Consider the following 20,516-nt stretch of genomic DNA (forward strand, 5'->3'; position numbering starts at 1 on the left):
CGCACGCGCCGAACTCGGCGGCGAGTTCTCCGCGCGGATGGGCCCCCAACACCTCGCGCACGAAGTCCGCCGGCAGCGCCTCGGCGCGCGACCCCGAGATGTCGAGACCCGTGGCGATCTCCAGCAGATGGCCTTCCACGTCGAGTTCGGGGTCGACGCTCGTCCAGTTGTGCCGCACGATCACCTCGAGAGCGCGACGCCGGCGCTCGCGCGGCCAGCCCGCTCCGGCTGTCAGGGCGATCGCGACGTGTCCACCGGCGTCCTCGTAGGACAGCGGGTGGTTGTCGAATTCCGCGACGGTGCCGATGTCGTGCAGGACCGCCGAGACGTAGAGCAGCTCGTGGTCGATGGCGTCGAAGCCACCGATGCGCGCGAACGCCTCGGCGAAGAGCCACGACCGCACGGCGTGGTCCGTGATCGCCGGCGTCTGATACTCCTTCGCGAGCTCCAGGGCCGCGCGGGCGGCGGCGGTGTCGGGGACGGGGAAGTCGGCGATACGCATGGGTCTCCTTCGGGCGGTGTGGCACCGCCCTTCCACTCTGCCCGGGCGGAGCGCGCGGATGCGGTCAGCCCTCGCCTCATTTCGGACAAGGCTCGCTCGCGGCCGGCGATCGTGGCGCGGGCCGCCACCCGCCGCAGCCGGGACGGTTCAGACCGCGTGGTGGCACGGATGCGCGCGAAGGTCCGCGGGTCCACAATCTGTGCATGGGACGCGCACCCGGGAGCGCGGGTCGCAGGACGCCGCGCGTCGTGACGTCCGTCGCGTGCGCCCTCTTCGTCGCGTTCTTGTCCATCGCGGTCGCCGTCGGCGCCCCGCTGGCGCCACCGCCCACTCTCGCCGTCGTCGTCACGGTCACAGCGATCCCGCTCCTGCTGAGCGCACTCCTGGCGTGGCGCGCGCCGGAGCACCCCGCGGGCATGCTTCTCGCCGTGGCGGGGATCGCCGCCCTCGTCGAGAACTGCGTCCGACAGGATGTCCTCGGCCCGTGGGGCGGAACGTGGGTATTTCTCTACCTGCCCTTCGGTCTTCTTCTGCTCGTCATGCCGGACGGTCGCGCCCGCTCCGCGCGGTGGCGCCTCGTCGGGTGGATCACCACCGGCCTCGCGGTGGTGTTCGTGGGGCTCGTCGCGCTCGACGACGTGGCGTCGGACGCCTCGGCCGTCGTCGACGTGATCGCTGTTCCGGTGCTCCTCGCCTTCGGCGCGAGCCTCGTCGTTTGTGCGCTCGCGCCCGTGGTCCGGTACCGCGACTCCGGCGACGACGACCGCGCTCGGCTGCGCTGGGTCCTGCTGGCGGCGTTGACGGTGCCCCTCACCCTGTTGCTGTGCTGGGCGAGCCTGCTGTTCCGCGGTGACGTCGAGCTCGTGCCGCTCGGCCTGGTCGCGATGTTCCTCTCTCTGCCCGTCGCCACCGTGACCGCCGTGCTCGGCCCCGCCGTCGTGGACGTCGACCGGCTCGTCGTGACCGTCACCTCGAGTGCGGTGCTGGCATCCGGGGTCCTCATGATCCTGACCGTGGCGGGGGCGGCCGCGGGCGCGCCGGTGTCGGCGTGGCCGATACCGACCTCCGCCACGGCGGTGACGGTGCTCTGCGCCGCGGCGGTGGCCTGTTCCGCCCTCGCTCGAAGGTGGTGCGAAGCGGTGCTCTCTCCGGAGCGCGCGCGGGCACTGACCGCGATCCGCGAGCTCGCGATGCGCGTGGACCGCGGCACCGGTGTCCCCGAGGAGCTGCAGCGGGTCCTGCGTCGCGTTCTCCGCGATGAGGACCTGGTGGTGGCCTACCGCCGGATCGGCGACGACGACCTCGTCGCCTTCCCCGGGGGCGAGATCCGAGAGGGCGCCCGGTCCCGTCCGGCTCGCGCGCGGGGCGAGGAAGTGGGCGCCGTCCTGACCTCCGCGGCACGCGCGAGACCGGTTCCCCTCGCCGTCGTGCAGGCCAGCACGCCGCTCATCGACGCCGTGCGGACACGCGCCGCGCTCGTGCGCGCCACGTCCGATGTCGAGGCCTCGCGGCGACGCATGCTCCGCGCCGGCGACGAAGAGCGGCGACGAGTCGAACGCGACCTGCACGATGGGGCGCAGCAGCGCCTCGTCGCCCTCGGCATGCGACTGCGTGTCCTCCAGCGGACGACCTCGACCGGCGACGCGGTCGCCGCCCAGCTCGATGACGCCGTCGCCGAGCTGGCAGCGGCCGTGGCCGAGCTGCGCCGACTCGCCCAGGGGGTGCGGCCGAGCGCGCTGGACGATGGTCTCGGTCCCGCCCTGGCCGCGCTGTCGCGACAGTCGGCGACCCCGGTCGTGGTCGACGTCGACGCCGACGGCATCGCGGACCCCGCGGCCACGACCGCGTACTTCGTCGCGAGCGAGGCGGTCGCGAACGCGCTCAAGCACGCAGCGGCCACCCGCGTGCGTGTGACGGTGCGCGTCGCCGACGCCTGCGTGCGGCTCCGCGTCGAGGACGACGGGAGGGGCGGGGCCCGATTCACGACGAACGGGGGCCTCACCGGACTGTCCGATCGCGTCGCTGCGCTGGGGGGCCGGCTGAGCGTGGCGTCGCCGCCGGGCGGGGGAACCGTGGTCGAGGCGGTCGTTCCGTGCGCGTCGTGATCGGTGAGGACTCCGCGCTGTTCCGCGAGGGACTGAGCGCGTTGCTGGAGCAGGCAGGACACGAGGTGGTCGGCCGCGCGGCGTCGGCCGAGACCGCCGTCGCCCTCGCGCGTGCGCTCGCTCCGGATGTGGTTGTTCTCGACGTGCGCATGCCGCAGGACGACGAGGGGATCGTCGCCGCCCTCGCGATCCGCAGCGCCGATCCGCCGACACCCGTGCTGCTGCTGTCCCAGCACATCGAGACCCGGCGCACCGTCGATCTGGTCGCGGGCGGGGCGATCGGCTACCTCCTCAAGGACAGCGTCCTGGCCGTGGACGATTTCCTCGGGACCCTCGAGCGGGTCGCCGCGGGCGGGACGGCCTTGGACCCCGCCGTCGTGACGCGACTGCTGGACGCCTCGCGGTCGCGGAGCGCCCTGGCGGGGTTGACCGCACGAGAGATGGAGGTTCTCGCCCTGATGGCCGAGGGGTGGTCGAACGCCGCCATCGCCCGACGCCTGCACCTGTCGGAGCGAACGGTCGAGACCCACATCGGGTCGATTTTCGCCAAACTGGTGCTGCCCGAGTCGGCGGACGGCCACCGTCGAGTGCGGGCGATCCTCGCGTACCTGCGGGCAGACGCCCGGTAGGACGTCCCCGTGCTCGCACGCGCGCACATCCCGAGCGGGCACGGTGGGCGCGAGCGAAGCTTCCGAGGAGCCTGGTACCGGTCCCGATGACGGACCGCTACCGGAAAGGACACTCCCATGACCACTGTCACCTCTCGCACCGCCCCGGCGACCGTCCGGATCGGCGCCGTCCTGGCCGCTCTCCTGGCCGCGGTCGACATCCTCGGCACCATCGTCTTCGGCCTGGGGACTGCACCCGTCGAGGTGATCCTCATCACCATGCTGTTGGCGATCGCGACGTTCGTCGGGGCCGCGGTCGCGTGGCGAGGGTCCCGGTGGGGCGTCTGGCTCGCGGTCATCACGCGCGCCATCGCCTCGCTGTCGGTGATCCCGATCATCGTCGTCCCCGATGCGCCCAAGGATGCCATCCCGATGACGATCGTGACACTCGTGCTGACCGTCGTCGCGATCGCGCTCCTGCTCGCCGGATCACGCACCCGTCGGGGCTGAGACCCCTCCCGAGGCTCCCCCGGCGACGAAACGCCGCCACCGCGTCGCAGGCGACCGCACCTCGCGGGGAGCCGCGACACCCCCGCCCCGCTCCCCCGCGAGAAAACGCCGCCGCCGAACCGGCGCGCGACGAGAACGCGCGGGGAACGGCGGCGGCGGCGGGGGCGGAGAAGGTTCCGGATGCCACGCCCCGGGGCGCGGCATCCGGAACCGATCAGGACACCGGTTTGGCGTGCCAGATGCGGTCGAGGTAGTCGCGCATGGCCCGGTCGGACGAGAAGTACCCACTGCGGGCGACGTTCAGGATCGCCGAGCGCACCCACGCGTCCTGGTCGGCATAGGCCGCATCGACGCGCTCCTGGGCGTCGAGGTACGACGCGAAGTCGGCGAGCGCCATGAAGCGGTCCTCGTACAGCAGGTTCGACACGAGCGGCTCGAAGACCGTGCGGTCACCGCCCGAGAACGCGCCCGACGCGATCAGGTCGATCGCGTTGCGCAGCCGCTCGTCACCCTGGTAGACGTCCGCGGGGCGGTACCCCTCGGCCCACAGCGCTTCGACCTCGGGCTCGCTCATGCCGAAGAGGAAGAAGTTGTCGTCGCCGACGAGCTGGCGGATCTCGACGTTCGCACCGTCGTCGGTGCCGATCGTGAGCGCGCCGTTGAGGGCGAGCTTCATGTTGCCGGTGCCCGACGCCTCTTTGCCCGCGAGCGAGATCTGCTCCGACAGATCGGCGGCGGGGATGATGCTCTCGGCCAGCGTCACGTTGTAGTTCGCCGGGTACAGCACCTTGAGCTTGCCCTGCACGCGTTCGTCGGCGCTGACCACCTCGCCGACGGCGTTGATGAGGTGGATGATGCGCTTGGCCATGCCGTAACCCGGGGCCGCCTTCGCGCCGAACAGGAAGGTGCGCGGCTGCAGGGCGTCGACGTCGAGGCGACCCGAGACGATCCCCTCGTAGGTGCTGACGATGTGCAGCACCTTGAGCGTCTGGCGCTTGTACTCGTGCAGACGCTTGATCATGACGTCGAGCAGGTGTCCGTCATCGAGGGGCTGGTCGCCGCGCGCTTCGAGCACGCGGGCGAAGCGGCGCTTGTTGGCGGCCTTGACGGCGGCGAACCGCTCGCGGAAGTCGCTGTCGTCGGCGAGGGCCTCCAGCCCCCGCAGGCGTTCGAGGTCGACGGTCCAGCCCGCGCCCAGCGCCTCGGTGATGAGCGCCGAGAGGTCGGGGTTGGCCAGGCGCAGGAAGCGACGCGGGGTGACGCCGTTGGTCACGTTGGTGAACTTGTCGGGCCACATGGTGGCGAAGTCCTTCAGCACGTTGTCGCGCAGCAGCTGCGAGTGCAACTCGGCGACGCCGTTCACCTTGGAGCCCGCGACGGTGGCGAGGTAGGCCATGCGCACCGAGCGGTACGGGTGCTCGCCGATGATCGACATGTTGCGGATGAGCATCTCGTCGTCGCCGAAGCGCTCGCGCACCTCGAGCAGGAACTCGTCGTTGATGCGGTAGATGATCTCGAGGTGGCGCGGCAGCAGGCGCCCGAGCAGATCGACCGACCACACCTCGAGGGCCTCGGGCAGCAGCGTGTGGCAGGTGTAGGCGAAGCACTTCTGCGTGATGGCCCATGCGGCATCCCACTCGAGCTTCTTCTCGTCGACCAGCACGCGCATGAGCTCGGGCACGCCGATGACGGGGTGCGTGTCGTTGAGCTGGAAGATCACGCGCTCGGGGAGCTTCTCGAGGTCGAAGTCGTCGGGCAGGACGTTCTCGATGAAGTCGGCGATGGAGGCCGCGACGAAGAAGTACTGCTGCTGCAGACGCAGTTCCTTGCCCTGCGGAGTGGAGTCCTCGGGGTAGAGCACCTTCGAGATGTTCTCGGCGAAGGTCTGCGCTCGCACGGACTGGACGTAGTCGCCGGAGTTGAAGGTGTGCAGGTCGAACGCGTTGGTGGCCACCGCACGCCACAGGCGCAGGGTGTTCACGCGACCGTTGTGATAGCCCGGGACCATCATGTTGTACGGCACCGCGAGCACGTTCCACTCGGGCACCCAGCGGGTGCGCTCGACGCCGTCGTCGTCGTAGGTCTCGGTGGTGCCCGCGAACGAGATGGTCTGCGCGGCTTCGGGGTGGGCGAAGTCCCACGGCGACCCCATGCGCAGCCACGCGTCGGGCTGCTCGATCTGCTGCCCGTCGGCGAACGCCTGACGGAAGATGCCGTACTCGTAACGGATGCCGTAGCCGATCGCCGGGACGCTCATGGTCGCGAGCGAGTCGACGAAGCAGGCCGCTAGACGTCCGAGGCCGCCGTTGCCCAGGCCCGGCTCGATCTCGACGGCGCGGAGGTCGTCGATGTCGATACCGCACTGCGCGAGCGCCTCGGTGGCGATGTCGGTCAGTCGCGCGGCGAGCAGGTTGTTGTCGAGCTGGCGTCCGAGCAGGTACTCGGCCGAGAGGTAGCAGACCGTCTTGTTCTGCTGGGCCTTCTGCTGGGCACGGTCGTCGAACCAGCGCGCCATCAGGTAGTCGCGCACCGTGTACGCCAGCGCCAGGTACTGGTCGTTCACGTCGGAGGCCGACAGGGTGACGCCCTGATCGAAGTTGAGGTTCTGCAGGAACTGCTTCGCGAAGCCGTCGACGGATGCCGCGGGGGCGACGACGGGCGCGATCGCGAGGGGGTGCGTGGGGCGCAACGCGGGGGTGTTCTCGGGCATTCTCCGACCGTAATGAGTGCGGCGCCCTCGCGCCAACGTGGCAACGGCAAAGACACATGATCTTCACCCGGGCGCCCCACGACCCGCGACGATCTCGTCCACCCGTTTGCCGGAACGCTCCTCAGCGCATAGCGTGTGCCGATGCCCTCCGCCGCCCGCACCGCCGCTCGCGACGCCGAGGCGAACCCCGCCTTCCGCCTCGCCGCGCGCGCGGGCTATGCGGCCAACGGCATCCTCCACCTGCTCATCGGCGGCCTGGTCATCGCGGTCGGCCTGGGCGCCGACGAGGACAGCGATCAGACGGGGGCCTTCCGCGCCCTCGCCGCCGCTCCCCTGGGCGCAGCGGCGCTGTGGGCCCTGGCTGTCGGTCTCGTCGCCCTGGGCGGATGGCATCTGCTGCAGGCCTTCGCGCCGCGGCGGTTGTCGGTGTGGCGGCGCCTCGCGCGGATCCTCGCCGAGGTGCCGCAGGGGCTGGTGTTCCTGGCGATCGGGCTGGTGTCGGCATCCGTCGCCCTGGGGGCCCGCCCGCGCGCCGAGCAGGCCGCGGAGGACCTCAGCCAGGGCGTGCTGACCTGGCCGATCGGCGGGGCGATCCTGGGCGCCGTCGGGATCGCCGTCGCCGGCGTGGGCATCGGCTTCGTGTGGATGGGCCTGCGCCGCTCGTTCCACTCCAAGGTGCGGACGCCCGACGGTCCGCGCGGCGTCGCGCTCACGGCCCTGGGCGTCGTCGGTTTCGTCGCGAAGGGGTTCGCGCTCCTCGTCGTCGGCGTGCTGGTGGTGACCGCCGCGATCCGCGTCGAACCCGACACCGCGGGCGGCCTCGACGGCGCCGTGGCGGCGCTCGTGGACCTGCCGCTGGGACCGTTCCTGGCGTGCCTGGTCGGCCTGGGCTTCCTCGCGTACGGGGTCTTCACCGTCTTCCGCGCCCGCTACGCCCGCCTGGACGTGTGAGCGCGCTCAGTCCAGATCGGGGTCGCGACCCGTCCGCTCGCCCGTCTCGAGCCCGGCGATCATCGCGTGATCGTCGACGTCGAGCGTGAAGTCGACCACCTCGCCGTTCTCGCGGACGCGGTCCAGCGACACCGACTTGGGGAAGACCACGAGCCCGCGGTCGAGGTGCCAGCGGATGACGACCTGGGCCGGCGTCTTGCCGTACTTCTCGGCGATACGCGACAGCACCGGCTCGTCGAGCAGGCCTCCGCGCGCGAGCGGGGCCCAGGACTCGGTCGCGATGCCGTGCGCCTCGTGCCACGCGACGAGCTCGTCCTGCGGGAAGCGCGGATGCAGCTCGACCTGGTTGACCGCCGGCAGCACGCCCGTCTCGTCGCGCAGGCGCTCGAGGTGCGGGACCGAGAAGTTGCTGACGCCGATCGAGGTGGCGCGCCCCTCCTGCTGCAGGCGCAGCAGCGCCTTCCAGGTGTCGACGTACCGGTCGGCGCTCGGGATGGGCCAGTGGATCAGGTACAGGTCGACGCGGTCGAGCCCGAGCTTCGCGGAGCTGGTGTCGAAGGCGCGCAGCGTCTGGTCGAAGCCCTGGTCGTCGTTCCAGACCTTGGTGGTGACGAACACCTCGTCGCGGTCGATGCCCGAGGCCCGGAGCCCTGCGCCCACCTCCGCCTCGTTGCCGTAGAGCGCCGCGGTGTCGATGTGGCGATAGCCCGCGGCGATCGCCCCCTCGACCAGGCCTGCCGTGACCTCGGCCGGCACCTTGTACGTACCGACGCCGAGCTGGGGGATCGTGGAGCCGTCGCTCAGCGACAGGCGGGGGGCCGAGATCATGGCATCCACGCTACCGATGCTTCCGCCCTCCCGGGCAGACCCCCCGACGACCGCGAGACGGCATCTCACCGACGAGTCGGTTGCAGCCTGCAACGGTTTCGTCGGCGAGATGCCGTCTCGCGGTGAAGAGGCGCCGGAGCGGCGACGTCAGCGGGTCAGAACCGCCACGGCGTCGTCGACCGACACCGTCTCGCGCTCCCCCGTGCGGCGGTCCCACAGCTCGACCTGCCCGTCGGCCGCGCCGCGGCCCACGATGAGGATGCGCGGGATGCCGACGAGCTCGGCGTCGCCGAACTTCACACCGGGCGAGACCTTGGGGCGGTCGTCGTAGAGCACGTCGAGTCCCGCGGTCTCGAGCCGGTCGGAGACGGATGCCGCGAGCTCGAACGCCGCCGCGTCGCGGCCCGTGGCCACCACGTGCACGTCGAACGGCGCGACCGACTCCGGCCAGATCAGCCCCTTGTCGTCGTTGTTCAGCTCGGCGATGATCGCGAGGATGCGGGTGACGCCGATGCCGTACGAGCCCATCGTGACCGTGGCGAGCTTGCCGTTCTCGTCGAGGACCTTCAGCCCCAGCGCCTCGGCGTACTTGCGACCGAGCTGGAAGACGTGGCCGATCTCCATGCCGCGCGCGAGCTCCACGGGACCCGAGCCGTCGGGGGCGGGGTCGCCCGCGCGCACGGTCGAGACCTCGACGAAGCCGTCGCCGACGAAGTCGCGGCCGGCGACGAGCGAGTGCACGTGCTTCTGATCGACGTTGGCGCCGGTGATCCAGGCGGTTCCGTCGACCACGCGCGGGTCGAGCACGTAACGGATCTTCGTCGCCGACTCCTCGCCCAGCACCGGACCGGTCGGCGACCAGGGGCCGATGTAGCCCTTGACGAGGAGCGGGTTCTCGGCGAAGTCCTTCTCGGTCGCAGCCTCGACCTCGGCGGGGGCGAAGGCCACCTCGACGCGCTTGTCGTCGACGTCGCGGTCGCCGGGCAGGCCCACGACGACGAGTTCGCGCGTGCCGTCGAGATGGGTGAGGGCGAGGACGACGTTCTTGAGCGTGTGCGCGGCGGTCCACGCGGTGGCCCCGGCGGTCGCGGGCCCGGCGATGCCGGGGGCGGGGGCGTCGAGGTGCGCGTTGGCGTGGTCGACGAGGGTCGCGATCGTGGGCGTGTTCGGGGAGTCGAAGATCACGGCATCCGGCTGTCCCTCGATCGGAAGGGCGTCGGGCGCGACGGTCGTGAAGGCCTCGACGTTGGCCGCGTAGCCTCCGGCCGAACGCACGAACGTGTCCTCGCCGATCGGGGTCGGGTGCAGGAACTCCTCGGACTTCGACCCGCCCATCGCACCGGCGTCGGCGGCGACGATGACGTACTCGAGGCCCAGGCGGGTGAAGATCCGCTCGTAGGCGTCGCGCTGCGCCTGATACGAGGCGTCGAGACCGGCATCCGTCGCGTCGAACGAATACGCGTCCTTCATCGTGAACTCGCGACCGCGCAGGAGGCCGGCGCGGGGGCGCGCCTCGTCGCGGTACTTGTCCTGGATCTGATAGATCGTCAGCGGGAGATCCTTGTAGGACGAGTACAGGTCCTTCACCAGCAGGGTGAACATCTCCTCGTGCGTGGGCGCGAGCAGGTAGTCGGCCCCCTTGCGGTCCTGCAGGCGGAACAGCGCGTCGCCGTACTCCTCCCAGCGACCGGTGACCTCGTAGGGCTCCCGCGGCAGCAGGGCCGGGAAGTGCACCTCGAAGGCTCCGGCGTTCGCCATCTCCTCGCGCACGACGGCCTCGATCTTGGCCTTGACCTTCAGCCCGAGCGGCAGCCACGCGAAGACGCCGGGGGCGTTGCGGCGGATGTAGCCGGCGCGCACGAGCAGGCGGTGGCTCGTGACCTCGGCATCCGAGGGATCTTCGCGGAGCGTGCGGAGGAAGTAATTCGACAGACGGGTGACCACGAGAGTCGAGTCTAGGGCGCGGGGTCGAGGCCTCCCCTATCGTGAGCACATGCGCGCACGGTGGACCCTCGTCCTGGGATTCTCGCTCGCCCTGCTCGTCGGGGTGGGGGCCTGGGTCGGCGTCTCGGCCCTGGGCGGGGACGACTCCCGCTCCCCCTCGCCGACCGACGGGGACTTCGCGATCACGGCGTCGTACCGCCTCACCGCCGACGGCGGGCTCGAGCCCGCACCCGATGAGCGCGCGCAGCGCGTGTGGGACGACTTCGTGCGCGTCGCGACGCCGGAGTTCGTCCGCTCGGACGTCACGGCCTACCGCGTCGGCGACGACGCCGCCAGCGACACGCTCGCCTACGTCGTCAGCGATGACGACGATCCGACGCGGTGGGCGTTCGCCGCGAACCTCGCCTTCGCCGACGACCCGCGGCTGCTGCTGACCACCCTCGTCCACGAGTACGCCCACCTGCTGAGCCTGGGCGTCGACGACGTCGATACGGACGCCTCGACCTGCGACACCGAGTGGACCGGCGCCGGATGCCTCTCGGCGGACTCCGACCTGCAGCGCTTCGCCGAGCGCTTCTGGGCCGGGTACGACGACGCGCCGGCGCGCGACAACGTCGACACCGACGTCGGCGTGGAGTTCTACGCCGCTCACGAGGCCGACTTCGTCAGCGACTACGCCGCCACCAACGCCTCGGAGGACTTCGCCGAGACCTTCGCCACCTTCGTCCTCGAGCCCGAGATCGTCGGGAACTCGGTCCTGGCCGACAAGTTCCGATACTTCGCCGAGCTCCCCGAGTACGCCGGGGCCCGCGAACGCATCCGCGCGGAGTTCGCGCTCGACTCCTGACCGCCCACGCACCGCCGGACCGGTCGGGGACGGCCTCAGCGCGGGCCGCGCCCGACGTGCAGCACCCCGCGCACCAGGAGTCCGGCCAGCAGCGCCCAGAACGCCGCGCTGACGCCGAACACCGCGATCCCGGATGCCGCGACCAGGAAAGTCACCACGGCCGGCACCCGCTCGCCGGGGTCGTCGATGGCCTGTTGCACCGCCGCGCCGAACGCGCCGAACAGCGCGACCCCGGCCACGGCCGGGATCACCCCGGCCGGCGCGAGCAGCACGATGGCCGCGAACGCGGCCGACAGCGCGCCCAGCACGAGGTAGGTGCTGCCGGCCGAGAGCCCGGCCACCCAGCGCCTGCGCGGGTCGGGGTGGGCGTCGGGGCCGGCGGCGATCGCGGCGCTGATTGCCCCGAGGTTCATCGCGTGCCCACCGAAGCCCGCGGCGGCGGCCGAACCCAGCCCGGTGACGAGCATCGCGGGACGCCACGGGATCGTGTAACCCAGGCTGCGCATCACCGCGACCCCGGGGACGTTCTGCGACGCCATCGTGACGACGAACAGGGGCAGAGCGATGCCCACGACCGCCCCCACGGTGAGGGTCGGCGTGGTGAACTCCAGGCGCGGCAGCAGGGTCGCGGCATCCATCCCCGCGCCCGTGCGCGAGAGCTCGACGGCGACCACGACGATCGCGGTCGCGAACGCCAGGGGCACGGACCACCGGGGCAGGATCCGGGATGCCACGAGCCACACGATCAGCACCGGAGCCACGCCCCACGGGTCGTCGACGAGACCGACGAACGGCGCCACGCACAGCGGCAGCAGGACGCCCGCGAGCATGGCCTGCGCGATCGAGGGCGGGATCCGCGCGATGAGCGCCCCCAGCGGGGGGAACAGCGCCGTACACAGGATCAGCACCGCCGACACGAGGAACCCCCCGACCACGGCGGGCCAGCCGCCGTCGACGGCGCCCGTGGCCGCGAGCAGCGCGACTCCGGGGGTCGACCACGCGACGGTGATCGGCAGACGGTACCGTCCGGCCAGCACGATGCACCCGATGCCGACCACGAGGGTGATGGCGAGCAGTCCACTCGCCGCCTGCTCCGCGGTCGCGCCGACCGCGCGCAGCCCCGTCAGGACGACGGCGAACGTGCTCGTGAAGCCGACGAGGGCGGTGACGACGCCCGCGACGAGGGGTCGGGCGAGAGAGACGTCGGAAGCCATGAGGCTCTCGACGCTATCGGACCGCGCCGCCTCGGCCCGTCCGCGCGGGGCGAAGGGGATCAGGCCGTGATGACCTGAGCCGTGCCGGTCGCCGCGTCGGGGCCCATCTCGTCGGCGAGGCGGTTGGCCTCTTCGATGAGCGTCTGGACGATCTCGGCCTCGGGCACGGTCTTGATGACCTGACCCTTGACGAAGATCTGCCCCTTGCCGTTGCCCGAGGCGACGCCCAGATCGGCGTCGCGCGCCTCGCCGGGACCGTTCACGACGCAGCCCATGACGGCCACGCGCAGCGGCACGGTCATGTCCTTGAGTCCCTCGGTGACGTTGTCGGCGAGCGAGTAGACGTCGACCTGCGCGCGACCGCACGAGGGGCACGACACGATCTCGAGCTTGCGCTCGCGCAGGTTGAGCGACTGCAGGATCTGGTGGCCGACCTTGACCTCTTCGGCGGGCGGAGCTGACAGCGACACGCGGATGGTGTCGCCGATGCCCTCGGAGAGCAGGATGCCGAAGGCCGTGGCGCTCTTGATGGTGCCCTGGAACGCGGGGCCGGCCTCGGTCACACCGAGGTGCAGGGGCCAGTCGCCCCGTTCGGCGAGCAGGCGGTAGGCCTTGACCATGACGACGGGGTCGTTGTGCTTGACCGAGATCTTGAAGTCGTGGAAGTCGTGCTCCTCGAACAGCGAGGCCTCCCAGACGGCGCTCTCCACCAGAGCCTCGGGAGTCGCCTTGCCGTACTTCTCGAGCAGTCGACGGTCGAGCGAACCGGCGTTCACACCGATGCGGAGCGAGACACCGGCGTCCTTGGCGGCCTTGGCGATCGCGCCGACCTGGTCGTCGAACTTGCGGATGTTCCCCGGGTTCACGCGCACCGCGCCGCATCCGGCGTCGATGGCCTGGAAGACGTACTTCGGCTGGAAGTGGATGTCGGCGATGACGGGGATCTGGCTCTTCTTCGCGATGATGTGCAGCACGTCGGCGTCGTCCTGCGAGGGCACGGCGACGCGGACGATCTCGCAACCGGATGCCGTCAGTTCGGCGATCTGCTGCAGAGTGGCGTTGATGTTGGTGGTCGGTGTCGTCGTCATCGACTGCACGCTCACGGGGGCGTCGCCTCCGACGAGCACCTTGCCGACCCGGATCTGACGGGTCTTGCGACGGGGAGCGAGGGTCTCCGGCACGCGGGGCATTCCGAGATTCACAGCAGGCACGCGCACAGCCTACGCCGACCGCGCTGAACGGAGTCCGAACCGGCTGCGAATCCTCCCTGTGGTAGGTTCGGCGCCATGCGCGCGCACAGCAGTTGGTGGCCCACCGTCTAGGCGGTGAGCTCGCGTGCGACAGACCGCCCTCCCTCGGGATCCGGGCGGTCTTCGTGTTTTCGGCGGCCGTTCAGGACCCTCGCTCACAGACGGAAGTACTTCGATGACCGGGCCCGACCCCTCTTCCCTGCTCCACGACCTGCAGATCGGCGACGCGCCGTTCGCGCTCATCGCGCGCGACCCCGACACGGTCGAGGTGCTCACGGGCGATGTCGTCGACGTGGAGTTCCTCGCCGACATCCCTCTGACGGATGCCGAGGGCCGGCACCGCGAGGTCCTCGCCCTCGTGCCGTTCCGGCAGGTGCGCGAACGCGGGTTCGTCTGCCATGACGACGGCGCACCGCTGCGGTGCCTCGTCATCGGGGAGCGCCGCGTGCTGCCGCGCGCCGAGGTCATGGCATCCCTCCCCTCCTCCCCCGTTCCCCTCGAAGAGGCGGGATTCGACATCGCCGACGAGGAGTACGCCGACATCGTGCGGCGGGTCATCGCCGACGAGATCGGCCGCGGCGAGGGGGCGAACTTCGTCATCCGCCGCGACTTCGTCGCCGGGGTCTCCGCCGACCCGCGCGCGGCCGCGCTGACGTGGTTCCGCGCCCTGCTCGAGCACGAGAAGGGCGCCTACTGGACCTTCGCCGTCGTCACCGAGGGGCACGTCGCCGTCGGCGCGAGCCCCGAAGCGCACGTGAGCGCCCAGAACGGCATCGTGACGATGAACCCCATCTCGGGAACGTTCCGCCACCCGGCCGGCGGCGCCACCGCGGGCACCCTGGCGGAGTTCCTCCGTTCGACCAAGGAGACCGAGGAGCTCTTCATGGTGGTCGACGAGGAGCTCAAGATGATGAGCGCCGTATGCACGGACGGCGGCCGCATCACCGGCCCGCATCTCAAAGAGATGTCGCGGCTGACCCACACCGAGTACATGCTGCGGGGCCGCAGCGACCTCGACCCGCGCGAGATTCTGCGCGAGACGATGTTCGCCCCCACCGTCACGGGCTCGCCGATGCAGAACGCGTGCACCGTGATCGCCCGCCACGAGACCTCCCCGCGCGGCTACTACTCCGGCGTCGCCGCACTGTTCACCCCGAACGGGGCCGTGAAGGGGCCGACCCACGACCTCGACGCCCCGATCCTCATCCGCACGGCCTACCTGGTCGACGGGCGCCTGCGCGTGCCCGTCGGCGCGACGCTCGTGCGCCACTCCGACCCGTACGGCGAAGTCGGCGAGACCCACGGCAAGGCCGCCGGGGTGCTCGGCGCCATCGGCGCGATCCCGCGCGACGTGCCCGCTGCACCCGCCGACGCCGATCCCGACGCCCCCGTCGCCGAACGCCGCCCGCTCGCCGAGGATCCCGCGATCGCCCAGCTGCTGGCGTCGCGCAACGACCGCCTCGCGCCGTTCTGGATGAACCCGCAGGACCCCGACGAGACGGGCCCCTTCGCGGGGCGCACGGCGCTGGTCGTGGATGCCGAGGACCGCTTCACCACGATGCTCGCCCACCAGCTGCGCCACCTCGGCCTCGATGCCCGGATCGTGCACTGGTCGCGCGTGACGGAGTCCGAGATGGATGCCGCCGACCTCGTCGTCTCGGGACCCGGCCCCGGCGATCCGCGCGACGACGACAGCGCGCGCATCGCCGCGATGCGTCGGGTCGTGTCGCGGCGCCTGCACGCGGGCGCTCCCCTGCTCGCGGTGTGCCTCAGCCACCAGATCCTGGCCGATCAGCTGGGCATCGATCTCGCGCCGCTCGCGCAGCCGCACCAGGGTCTGCAGAAGAGCGTCGACGTGTTCGGCGAGGCGGCGTCGATCGGCTTCTACAACACCTTCACCGCGCGCGTCGCACCCGGGACCACCGTCCGGGGGCTGTCGACCGCCGGTCGCGACATCCCGGTCGAGGTGGCCGCGGATGTGGATACCGGCGACGTGTACGCCCTGCGCGGCCCGGCTGTCGCGAGCGTGCAGGGGCACCTCGAGTCGATCCTGTCGCGCGACGGTATGCGCACGCTCGAGCGGCTCATCGCCCACGCGCTCTGAGGCCGGAGCCGGCCCCTTCGACGGGCTCGGAGACCTCAGTCGCGCGAGGGGGCTGAGCTCGTCGAGGCCGCTGGCTAGAGCAGCTGCACCGGGTTGAAGATGTCCGCCAGGAACAGCACGCCGCCCATCCCGACCAGCAGCACCACGACGACGAACGTCACGGGGACGAGCTTCGTGGCATCCACCGGTCGGGCGACCGTTCCACGCATCCGGGCGAACCATCGCTTGATGCCGTCCCACAGCGCGACGACGACGTGTCCGCCGTCGAGCGGCAGCAGCGGGATGAGGTTGAACACGAACAGGGCGACGTTGAGCCCCGCCAGCAGCGCGATGATCTGCTGCACGCGAGCCGTGATCGGGGCATCGACGGCGGCGATCTCGCCGGCCATACGGCCCGCGCCGACGACGCTCATGGGACTGTTGGCGTCGCGCGGCTGACCGCTGAGCGTGTCCGCCGCCGCGTCGTAGATGCGCACCGGCAGCTGCGACATGATCTGTGCGACCGTGCCGATGTACTGGCCCGTGGCCTCGAAGCTGGTCGTGATCGGCTGCGGCACGAGGGCTTCCTGGGCGCGCAGCCCGGCGAAACCGACCGTCTCGTACTCGGGGGCACCGCTCGCGTCGGTCACAGCGCGTCCGCGGTCGTCGGTGACCGCACGGTCCGTGCTCTGCGGGGTGAACTGCACGGTCTGCTGCGTGCCGTCGCGATCGATGACCACCGACAGCTGCTGCCCCGGCGAGCGCTGGATGATGGCCGCCGCGTCGGCGAACGTCTGCACCGCGGTGCCGTCGATCGATACCAGCCGGTCCCCGGGCTGGATGCCGGCGGCCGCGGCCGGGGCGATCGGGTCGTCCGTGGTGCACGCGTCGCGCTGCTGGCTCGCGGGGATCACGCACTGGCTGACCGAGGCGACGGTGGTGGTCGCGGTCTGCAGCCCGATACCGCTCAGCGCGATCGCGAACAGGACGACCGCGAGCACGAGGTTCATCACGGGTCCGCCGAGCATGACGATGACCCGCTTGTAGACGGGCAGCTTGTAGAAGACGCGGTCATCGGCGGCGATGAGCGTCTCGGCGTTGGCGTCGCGGGCGTCCTGCACCATGGTCGCGAAGAAGCGCGAGCGCTTCGTACCCGGCTCGGCGTCGTCGGGGGCAGGGGGGTACATCCCCGCCATCGAGATGAACCCGCCCAACGGCAGGGCTTTGAAGCCGTACTCGGTCTCGCCGATGCGCTTGGACCAGAGCGTCGGGCCGAACCCGATCATGTACTGACCGACGCGCACGCCGAAGAGCTTCGCGGGCAGCAGGTGCCCGATCTCGTGCAGGGCGATCGAGACGGCAAGGCCGATCACGAGCACGAGCACGCCGATGAGGAAGGCGATCGCGGTCACCCGCTGACGATACCGCCGTCCGCCTTTGAACGGCCCGTGCGGCCGCGATGCGGTGTCTGTGCGACGCCGGATGAGACAATGGGAGCGATGTCGACCGACGCTGCCTCGAACCTCCCGCCCGTGCTCCGACCGGAGCGGCCTCCCCGCCGCGACCTCGCCGAACTCGCCCGCCTCTTCGGCGTGCGTACCGTCGGCGACGTCGCGGGCACGGCCGTGACCGGCATCACGCTCGCCACCGCCGACCTGCGCGCCGGCGAGGCGTTCGTCGCCATCCGCGGGGTGAACCGGCACGGCGCCGAGTTCGCGGCGACCGCCGCCGAACGGGGCGCCGTGGCGATCATCACCGACGAGGACGGCGCCGCCATCGCGGCATCCACCGGTCTCCCGATCGTCGTGGTCGATGATCCTCGCGCCCTGCTGGGCGACCTGTCGGCCTGGGTGTACGGCACCGGCCCCCAGGACGAGCTGCCGCGGCTGCTGGCCACCACCGGCACCAACGGCAAGACCAGCGTCTCGCACCTGCTCGAGGGGATCCTCGACCAGCTGGGCGTCACGACGGGTCTGTCGTCGACGGCCGAGCGGCACATCGCCGGCGAGGTCATCGTGTCCCGGCTGACGACGCCCGAGGCGTCGGAGTTCCACGCGTTGCTGGCGCTCATGCGCGAGCGCGGCGTCGAGGCGGTGGCGGTCGAGGTGAGCGCGCAGGCGCTCACGCGTCATCGCGTCGACGGCCTGCTGTTCGACGTCGCCGGGTTCACCAACCTCTCGCACGACCACCTCGACGACTACGCCGACATGCGGGAGTACTTCGAGGCGAAGCTGCCCCTGTTCCGCCCCGATCGCGCCCGCCGCGGCGTCGTGTGCCTCGACACCGTCTCGGGGGTCGAGATCGCCGCGCGCACCGAGATCCCCGTCGTCACCATCGCGACGCCGGCGATCGCCGAGGACCCGGCCGCCGCGGCATCCGCCGACTGGCGCGTCGAGATCGTCGACGAGCGGCAGGAGGGCACGGCGTTCACGCTGACGGACGACAAGGGTCGGGCGCTCACGACGGTCGTGCCCGTCATCGGGCGGCACATGGCGGCCAACGCCGGTCTCGCCATCGTCATGCTGCTCGAGGCGGGGTACACCTGGGAGCACCTGTACAGCACTCTCGACGGCGAGCGCATCGAGGCGTCCTTGCCGGGGCGGACGCAGCTCGTGTCCGGCCCGCAGGGTCCCGCGGTCTACGTGGATTTCGGCCACTCCCCCGACGCGTTCGAGAAGACACTCGCGGCAGTTCGGCGCGTGACACCCGGCAAGGTCGTCATGCTGTTCGGCGCCGACGGCGACCGCGACGCCACCAAGCGCCTCGACATGGGACGCACAGCGGTCGAAGGCAGCGACATCCTCGTCATCACCGATCATCACCCGCGTCACGAGGATCCGGATGCCATCCGCGCAGTCCTCGTCGAGGGGGCCCGCCGGGCGCGTCCCGACGGCGAGATCCTCGAGTTCACCCCGCCCGAACGCGCCATCCTCGAGGCCGTGAAGCTCGTCGGCGAGGGCGACGCGATCCTGTGGGCCGGTCCCGGCCACCAGGACTACCGCGACATCCGCGGGGTGCGCACCCCGTACTCGGCGAGAGAGCTCTCGCGACGGGCGCTGCGCGCCGCGGGATGGGCCGTCCCGGATCCGCAGTGGCCGGTGCCGTACCCGGCCGATTCCACGCCGCCCTCCGACCCCGAGCGGCCGGTCGAGTTCCCCGCCTGACGCCGTTCGACGTCCCGGCCTGACGACGGGGTCGACGACGGATCGCGGCCTTCCTCCCCCGGCGCCGCTGCCCGTCCGCACAACTCCTGCGCTTCCGCACCGCGGGCCGCGAGAACCGCGGTCAGCGACGCTCGCGCAGGAGGTGTGCAGAGCTCAGCGCGCGGCGATGATGTCGTCGGCCGCCCGCCGCGCCCACGCCTCGGCCTCGGCGAGGGACTCGCGCGAGAGCGCGGACGGCGCCTCGTGCCGGTCGACCACCCGCTCGATGAGCTCGACGATCTCGAGGAAGCCCAATCGCCCCTCGTGGAACGCGTCGACGGCCTGCTCGTTCGCGGCGTTGAAGACGGCGGGGTACGTGGCGCCGGCGCGTCCGACGCGCTTGGCGAGCGCGACCGAGCCGAACGCCTCTTCGTCAAGGGGCTCGAAGGTCCACTGCGCGGCCCGCGTCCAGTCCAGCGGAGCGCCGACGCCGGCGATCCGGTGCGGCCAGTCCAGGCCCAGCGAGATCGGCAGCCGCATGTCGGGCGGAGAGGCCTGGGCGATGGTCGAGCCGTCGGTGAACTCGACCATCGAGTGGACGATCGACTGCGGGTGCACGGTGACGTCGATGCGGTCGTACGCGACGTCGAACAGCAGGTGCGCCTCGATCACCTCGAGGCCCTTGTTCACCAGGGTCGCGGAGTTCGTCGTCACGACGCGGCCCATGTCCCACGTGGGATGCGCGAGGGCCTGCGCGGGTGTCACGTCGGCGAGCTCTGCGCGCGAGCGTCCGCGGAAGGGACCCCCGGATGCCGTGAGCACCAGCCGCCGTACCTCGTGCGCATCGCCCGAACGCAGCGCCTGCGCGATGGCCGAGTGCTCGGAGTCGACCGGCACGATCTGACCGGGCGCCGCGAGCGCGGTCACCAGGTCGCCGCCGACGATCAGCGACTCCTTGTTCGCCAGGGCGAGGGTGCGTCCCTCTTCGAGAGCGGCGATCGTGGGGCCGAGACCAACCGAACCGGTGATGCCGTTCAGCACCACGTCGGCGTCGATGTCGCGCACGAGCTGTTCCGCCTCGACGGCGCCGAGCGCGATGTGCTCCACGCGGAAGGCCGCGGCCTGCGCCTCGACGCCGGCGCGGTCGGTGCCCGCTGCCAGACCGACGACTTCGAACCGGTCGGGGTTGGCGCGGATGACGTCGAGCGCCTGCGTCCCGATCGAACCGGTGGAACCGAGGATGAGGACGCGGCGCATTCCGTCAGCCTACTGACCGGCTGCGGTGGCGTGCTGGACGCCGAGGATGTCGACGACGAACACGAGCGTCGAGTTCGCCGGGATCTCTCCCTGCGCCTGGTCGCCGTAGCCCTGGGCCGGCGGGATGACCACGAGCACCTGCGAGCCGACGGTCTGCCCCTCGAGCGCCTGGCGGAAGCCGTCCACCACCTGGTTGGTGACGAACTGCGCGGGCGTGCCGCGCTCCCAACTGGAGTCGAAGACCGTGCCGCCGTCGTAGAGCGCGCCGGTGTACTGCACGATCACCTGGTCGCCGGGGTTGACGACATCGCCGGTGCCTTGACGCAGGTTCTCGATGCGCACCTCGGTCGGCGCGGGGGCGGAGGGCATGGTGATGGTCGGCGCACCGTTGTCGTCGAAGGTGACGGTGGGCAGACCCTCGACCGGGGCGACCTCGGCGCCGTCGGCGCGCGTGGGCTGCTCCGAGATGGCGTCGGCGACGAGCACGAAGGCCGGCGAGCCCTCGCCGAGCGTTCCGGCGGGGAACGACGACACGGTGCGCGAACCGATCGTCGAGCACTCGAG

At 71.4% G+C, this 20,516-nt stretch carries 16 protein-coding genes; 7 read left to right on the forward strand and 9 right to left on the reverse strand.

The genetic code is table 11. The annotated features are described in order from the left end of the window. Positions 1-502 (reverse strand): HD domain-containing protein (locus tag QZ433_RS07020; protein WP_295781182.1); only part of this gene is annotated, 502 nt, incomplete at its 3' end. A gap of 203 nt (positions 503-705) precedes the next feature. Here QZ433_RS07020 and QZ433_RS07025 point away from each other — a divergent pair. The 3 genes from QZ433_RS07025 to QZ433_RS07035 all read left to right on the forward strand — a co-directional run bounded on the left by QZ433_RS07025 (position 706) and on the right by QZ433_RS07035 (position 3,725). After that, positions 706-2,607 carry an ATP-binding protein gene (locus tag QZ433_RS07025; RefSeq protein ID WP_295781185.1) on the forward strand — a complete coding sequence of 634 codons (1,902 nt, stop codon included), beginning with the start codon at positions 706-708 and terminating at the stop codon, positions 2,605-2,607. Continuing rightward, positions 2,595-3,236: a response regulator transcription factor gene (locus tag QZ433_RS07030; RefSeq protein ID WP_295781187.1), complete on the forward strand. Its 642-nt coding sequence runs from the start codon at positions 2,595-2,597 to the stop codon at positions 3,234-3,236. Before QZ433_RS07025 ends, QZ433_RS07030 begins: the two co-directional genes overlap by 13 nt. A gap of 117 nt (positions 3,237-3,353) precedes the next feature. After that, a complete protein-coding gene (locus QZ433_RS07035) occupies positions 3,354-3,725 on the forward strand; it encodes a hypothetical protein (protein ID WP_295781189.1) in 372 nt (123 codons plus the stop codon). Between the two features lie 214 nt (positions 3,726-3,939). Here QZ433_RS07035 and QZ433_RS07040 read toward each other — a convergent pair whose 3' ends face one another. Next, positions 3,940-6,435: a glycogen/starch/alpha-glucan phosphorylase gene (locus QZ433_RS07040; protein WP_295781190.1), complete on the reverse strand. Its 2,496-nt coding sequence runs from the start codon at positions 6,433-6,435 to the stop codon at positions 3,940-3,942. A gap of 141 nt (positions 6,436-6,576) precedes the next feature. Between QZ433_RS07040 and QZ433_RS07045 the strand changes: the two genes are divergently transcribed. After that, positions 6,577-7,386 (forward strand): DUF1206 domain-containing protein, encoded by an 810-nt coding sequence (locus tag QZ433_RS07045; RefSeq protein WP_295781192.1) that lies wholly within the window; start codon positions 6,577-6,579, stop codon positions 7,384-7,386. A 6-nt stretch (positions 7,387-7,392) separates the two neighbouring features. Here QZ433_RS07045 and QZ433_RS07050 read toward each other — a convergent pair whose 3' ends face one another. Then, positions 7,393-8,214 carry an aldo/keto reductase gene (locus QZ433_RS07050; protein ID WP_295781218.1) on the reverse strand — a complete coding sequence of 274 codons (822 nt, stop codon included), beginning with the start codon at positions 8,212-8,214 and terminating at the stop codon, positions 7,393-7,395. Positions 8,215-8,361: 147 nt separating this feature from the next. Then, complete coding sequence (locus tag QZ433_RS07055; protein WP_295781195.1) at positions 8,362-10,158, reverse strand: proline--tRNA ligase; 1,797 nt, start codon at positions 10,156-10,158, stop codon at positions 8,362-8,364. Positions 10,159-10,207: 49 nt separating this feature from the next. On the opposite strand from QZ433_RS07055, the gene QZ433_RS07060 reads away from it, so the two are divergent. Further along, complete coding sequence (locus tag QZ433_RS07060) at positions 10,208-11,005, forward strand: NADH:ubiquinone oxidoreductase subunit 4 (chain M) (protein WP_295781198.1); 798 nt, start codon at positions 10,208-10,210, stop codon at positions 11,003-11,005. Between the two features lie 35 nt (positions 11,006-11,040). Here QZ433_RS07060 and QZ433_RS07065 read toward each other — a convergent pair whose 3' ends face one another. Then, positions 11,041-12,219: a benzoate/H(+) symporter BenE family transporter gene (locus QZ433_RS07065; RefSeq protein WP_295781199.1), complete on the reverse strand. Its 1,179-nt coding sequence runs from the start codon at positions 12,217-12,219 to the stop codon at positions 11,041-11,043. A gap of 59 nt (positions 12,220-12,278) precedes the next feature. Continuing rightward, entirely contained in the window at positions 12,279-13,430 is a 1,152-nt protein-coding gene (gene ispG / locus QZ433_RS07070; RefSeq protein ID WP_181373670.1) for a flavodoxin-dependent (E)-4-hydroxy-3-methylbut-2-enyl-diphosphate synthase, read from the reverse strand. A 214-nt stretch (positions 13,431-13,644) separates the two neighbouring features. Here ispG and QZ433_RS07075 point away from each other — a divergent pair, with 214 nt between their 5' ends. Beyond that, complete coding sequence (locus tag QZ433_RS07075; RefSeq protein ID WP_295781203.1) at positions 13,645-15,573, forward strand: chorismate-binding protein; 1,929 nt, start codon at positions 13,645-13,647, stop codon at positions 15,571-15,573. A gap of 74 nt (positions 15,574-15,647) precedes the next feature. Here the strand turns inward: QZ433_RS07075 and QZ433_RS07080 are convergent, their stop codons facing one another. Next, entirely contained in the window at positions 15,648-16,964 is a 1,317-nt protein-coding gene (locus QZ433_RS07080) for an RIP metalloprotease (protein ID WP_295781204.1), read from the reverse strand. Positions 16,965-17,051: 87 nt separating this feature from the next. Here QZ433_RS07080 and QZ433_RS07085 point away from each other — a divergent pair, with 87 nt between their 5' ends. Continuing rightward, positions 17,052-18,716 carry a UDP-N-acetylmuramoyl-L-alanyl-D-glutamate--2,6-diaminopimelate ligase gene (locus tag QZ433_RS07085; protein WP_295781207.1) on the forward strand — a complete coding sequence of 555 codons (1,665 nt, stop codon included), beginning with the start codon at positions 17,052-17,054 and terminating at the stop codon, positions 18,714-18,716. A 153-nt stretch (positions 18,717-18,869) separates the two neighbouring features. On the opposite strand, the gene dxr is transcribed toward QZ433_RS07085, so the two are convergent. Further along, positions 18,870-19,952 carry a 1-deoxy-D-xylulose-5-phosphate reductoisomerase gene (gene dxr / locus QZ433_RS07090; RefSeq protein WP_295781211.1) on the reverse strand — a complete coding sequence of 361 codons (1,083 nt, stop codon included), beginning with the start codon at positions 19,950-19,952 and terminating at the stop codon, positions 18,870-18,872. A gap of 9 nt (positions 19,953-19,961) precedes the next feature. Further along, positions 19,962-20,516: FKBP-type peptidyl-prolyl cis-trans isomerase (locus QZ433_RS07095; RefSeq protein WP_295781214.1), on the reverse strand; the 555-nt coding region annotated here is incomplete at its 5' end.

The sequence above is a fragment of the uncultured Microbacterium sp. genome (genome assembly GCF_913776565.1).
In the GTDB taxonomy this organism is placed as follows: Bacteria; Actinomycetota; Actinomycetes; order Actinomycetales; family Microbacteriaceae; genus Microbacterium.

Coding starts and splice junctions, on each gene's coding strand:
- QZ433_RS07025 (WP_295781185.1), top strand. CDS start 706: ATGGGACGCGCACCCGGGAGCGCGGGTCGCAGGACGCCGCGCGTCGTG.
- QZ433_RS07035 (WP_295781189.1), top strand. CDS start 3,354: ATGACCACTGTCACCTCTCGCACCGCCCCGGCGACCGTCCGGATCGGC.
- QZ433_RS07040 (WP_295781190.1), bottom strand. CDS start 6,435: ATGCCCGAGAACACCCCCGCGTTGCGCCCCACGCACCCCCTCGCGATC.
- QZ433_RS07045 (WP_295781192.1), top strand. CDS start 6,577: ATGCCCTCCGCCGCCCGCACCGCCGCTCGCGACGCCGAGGCGAACCCC.
- QZ433_RS07050 (WP_295781218.1), bottom strand. CDS start 8,214: ATGATCTCGGCCCCCCGCCTGTCGCTGAGCGACGGCTCCACGATCCCC.
- QZ433_RS07060 (WP_295781198.1), top strand. CDS start 10,208: ATGCGCGCACGGTGGACCCTCGTCCTGGGATTCTCGCTCGCCCTGCTC.
- QZ433_RS07065 (WP_295781199.1), bottom strand. CDS start 12,219: ATGGCTTCCGACGTCTCTCTCGCCCGACCCCTCGTCGCGGGCGTCGTC.
- QZ433_RS07075 (WP_295781203.1), top strand. CDS start 13,645: ATGACCGGGCCCGACCCCTCTTCCCTGCTCCACGACCTGCAGATCGGC.
- QZ433_RS07085 (WP_295781207.1), top strand. CDS start 17,052: ATGTCGACCGACGCTGCCTCGAACCTCCCGCCCGTGCTCCGACCGGAG.
- dxr (WP_295781211.1), bottom strand. CDS start 19,952: ATGCGCCGCGTCCTCATCCTCGGTTCCACCGGTTCGATCGGGACGCAG.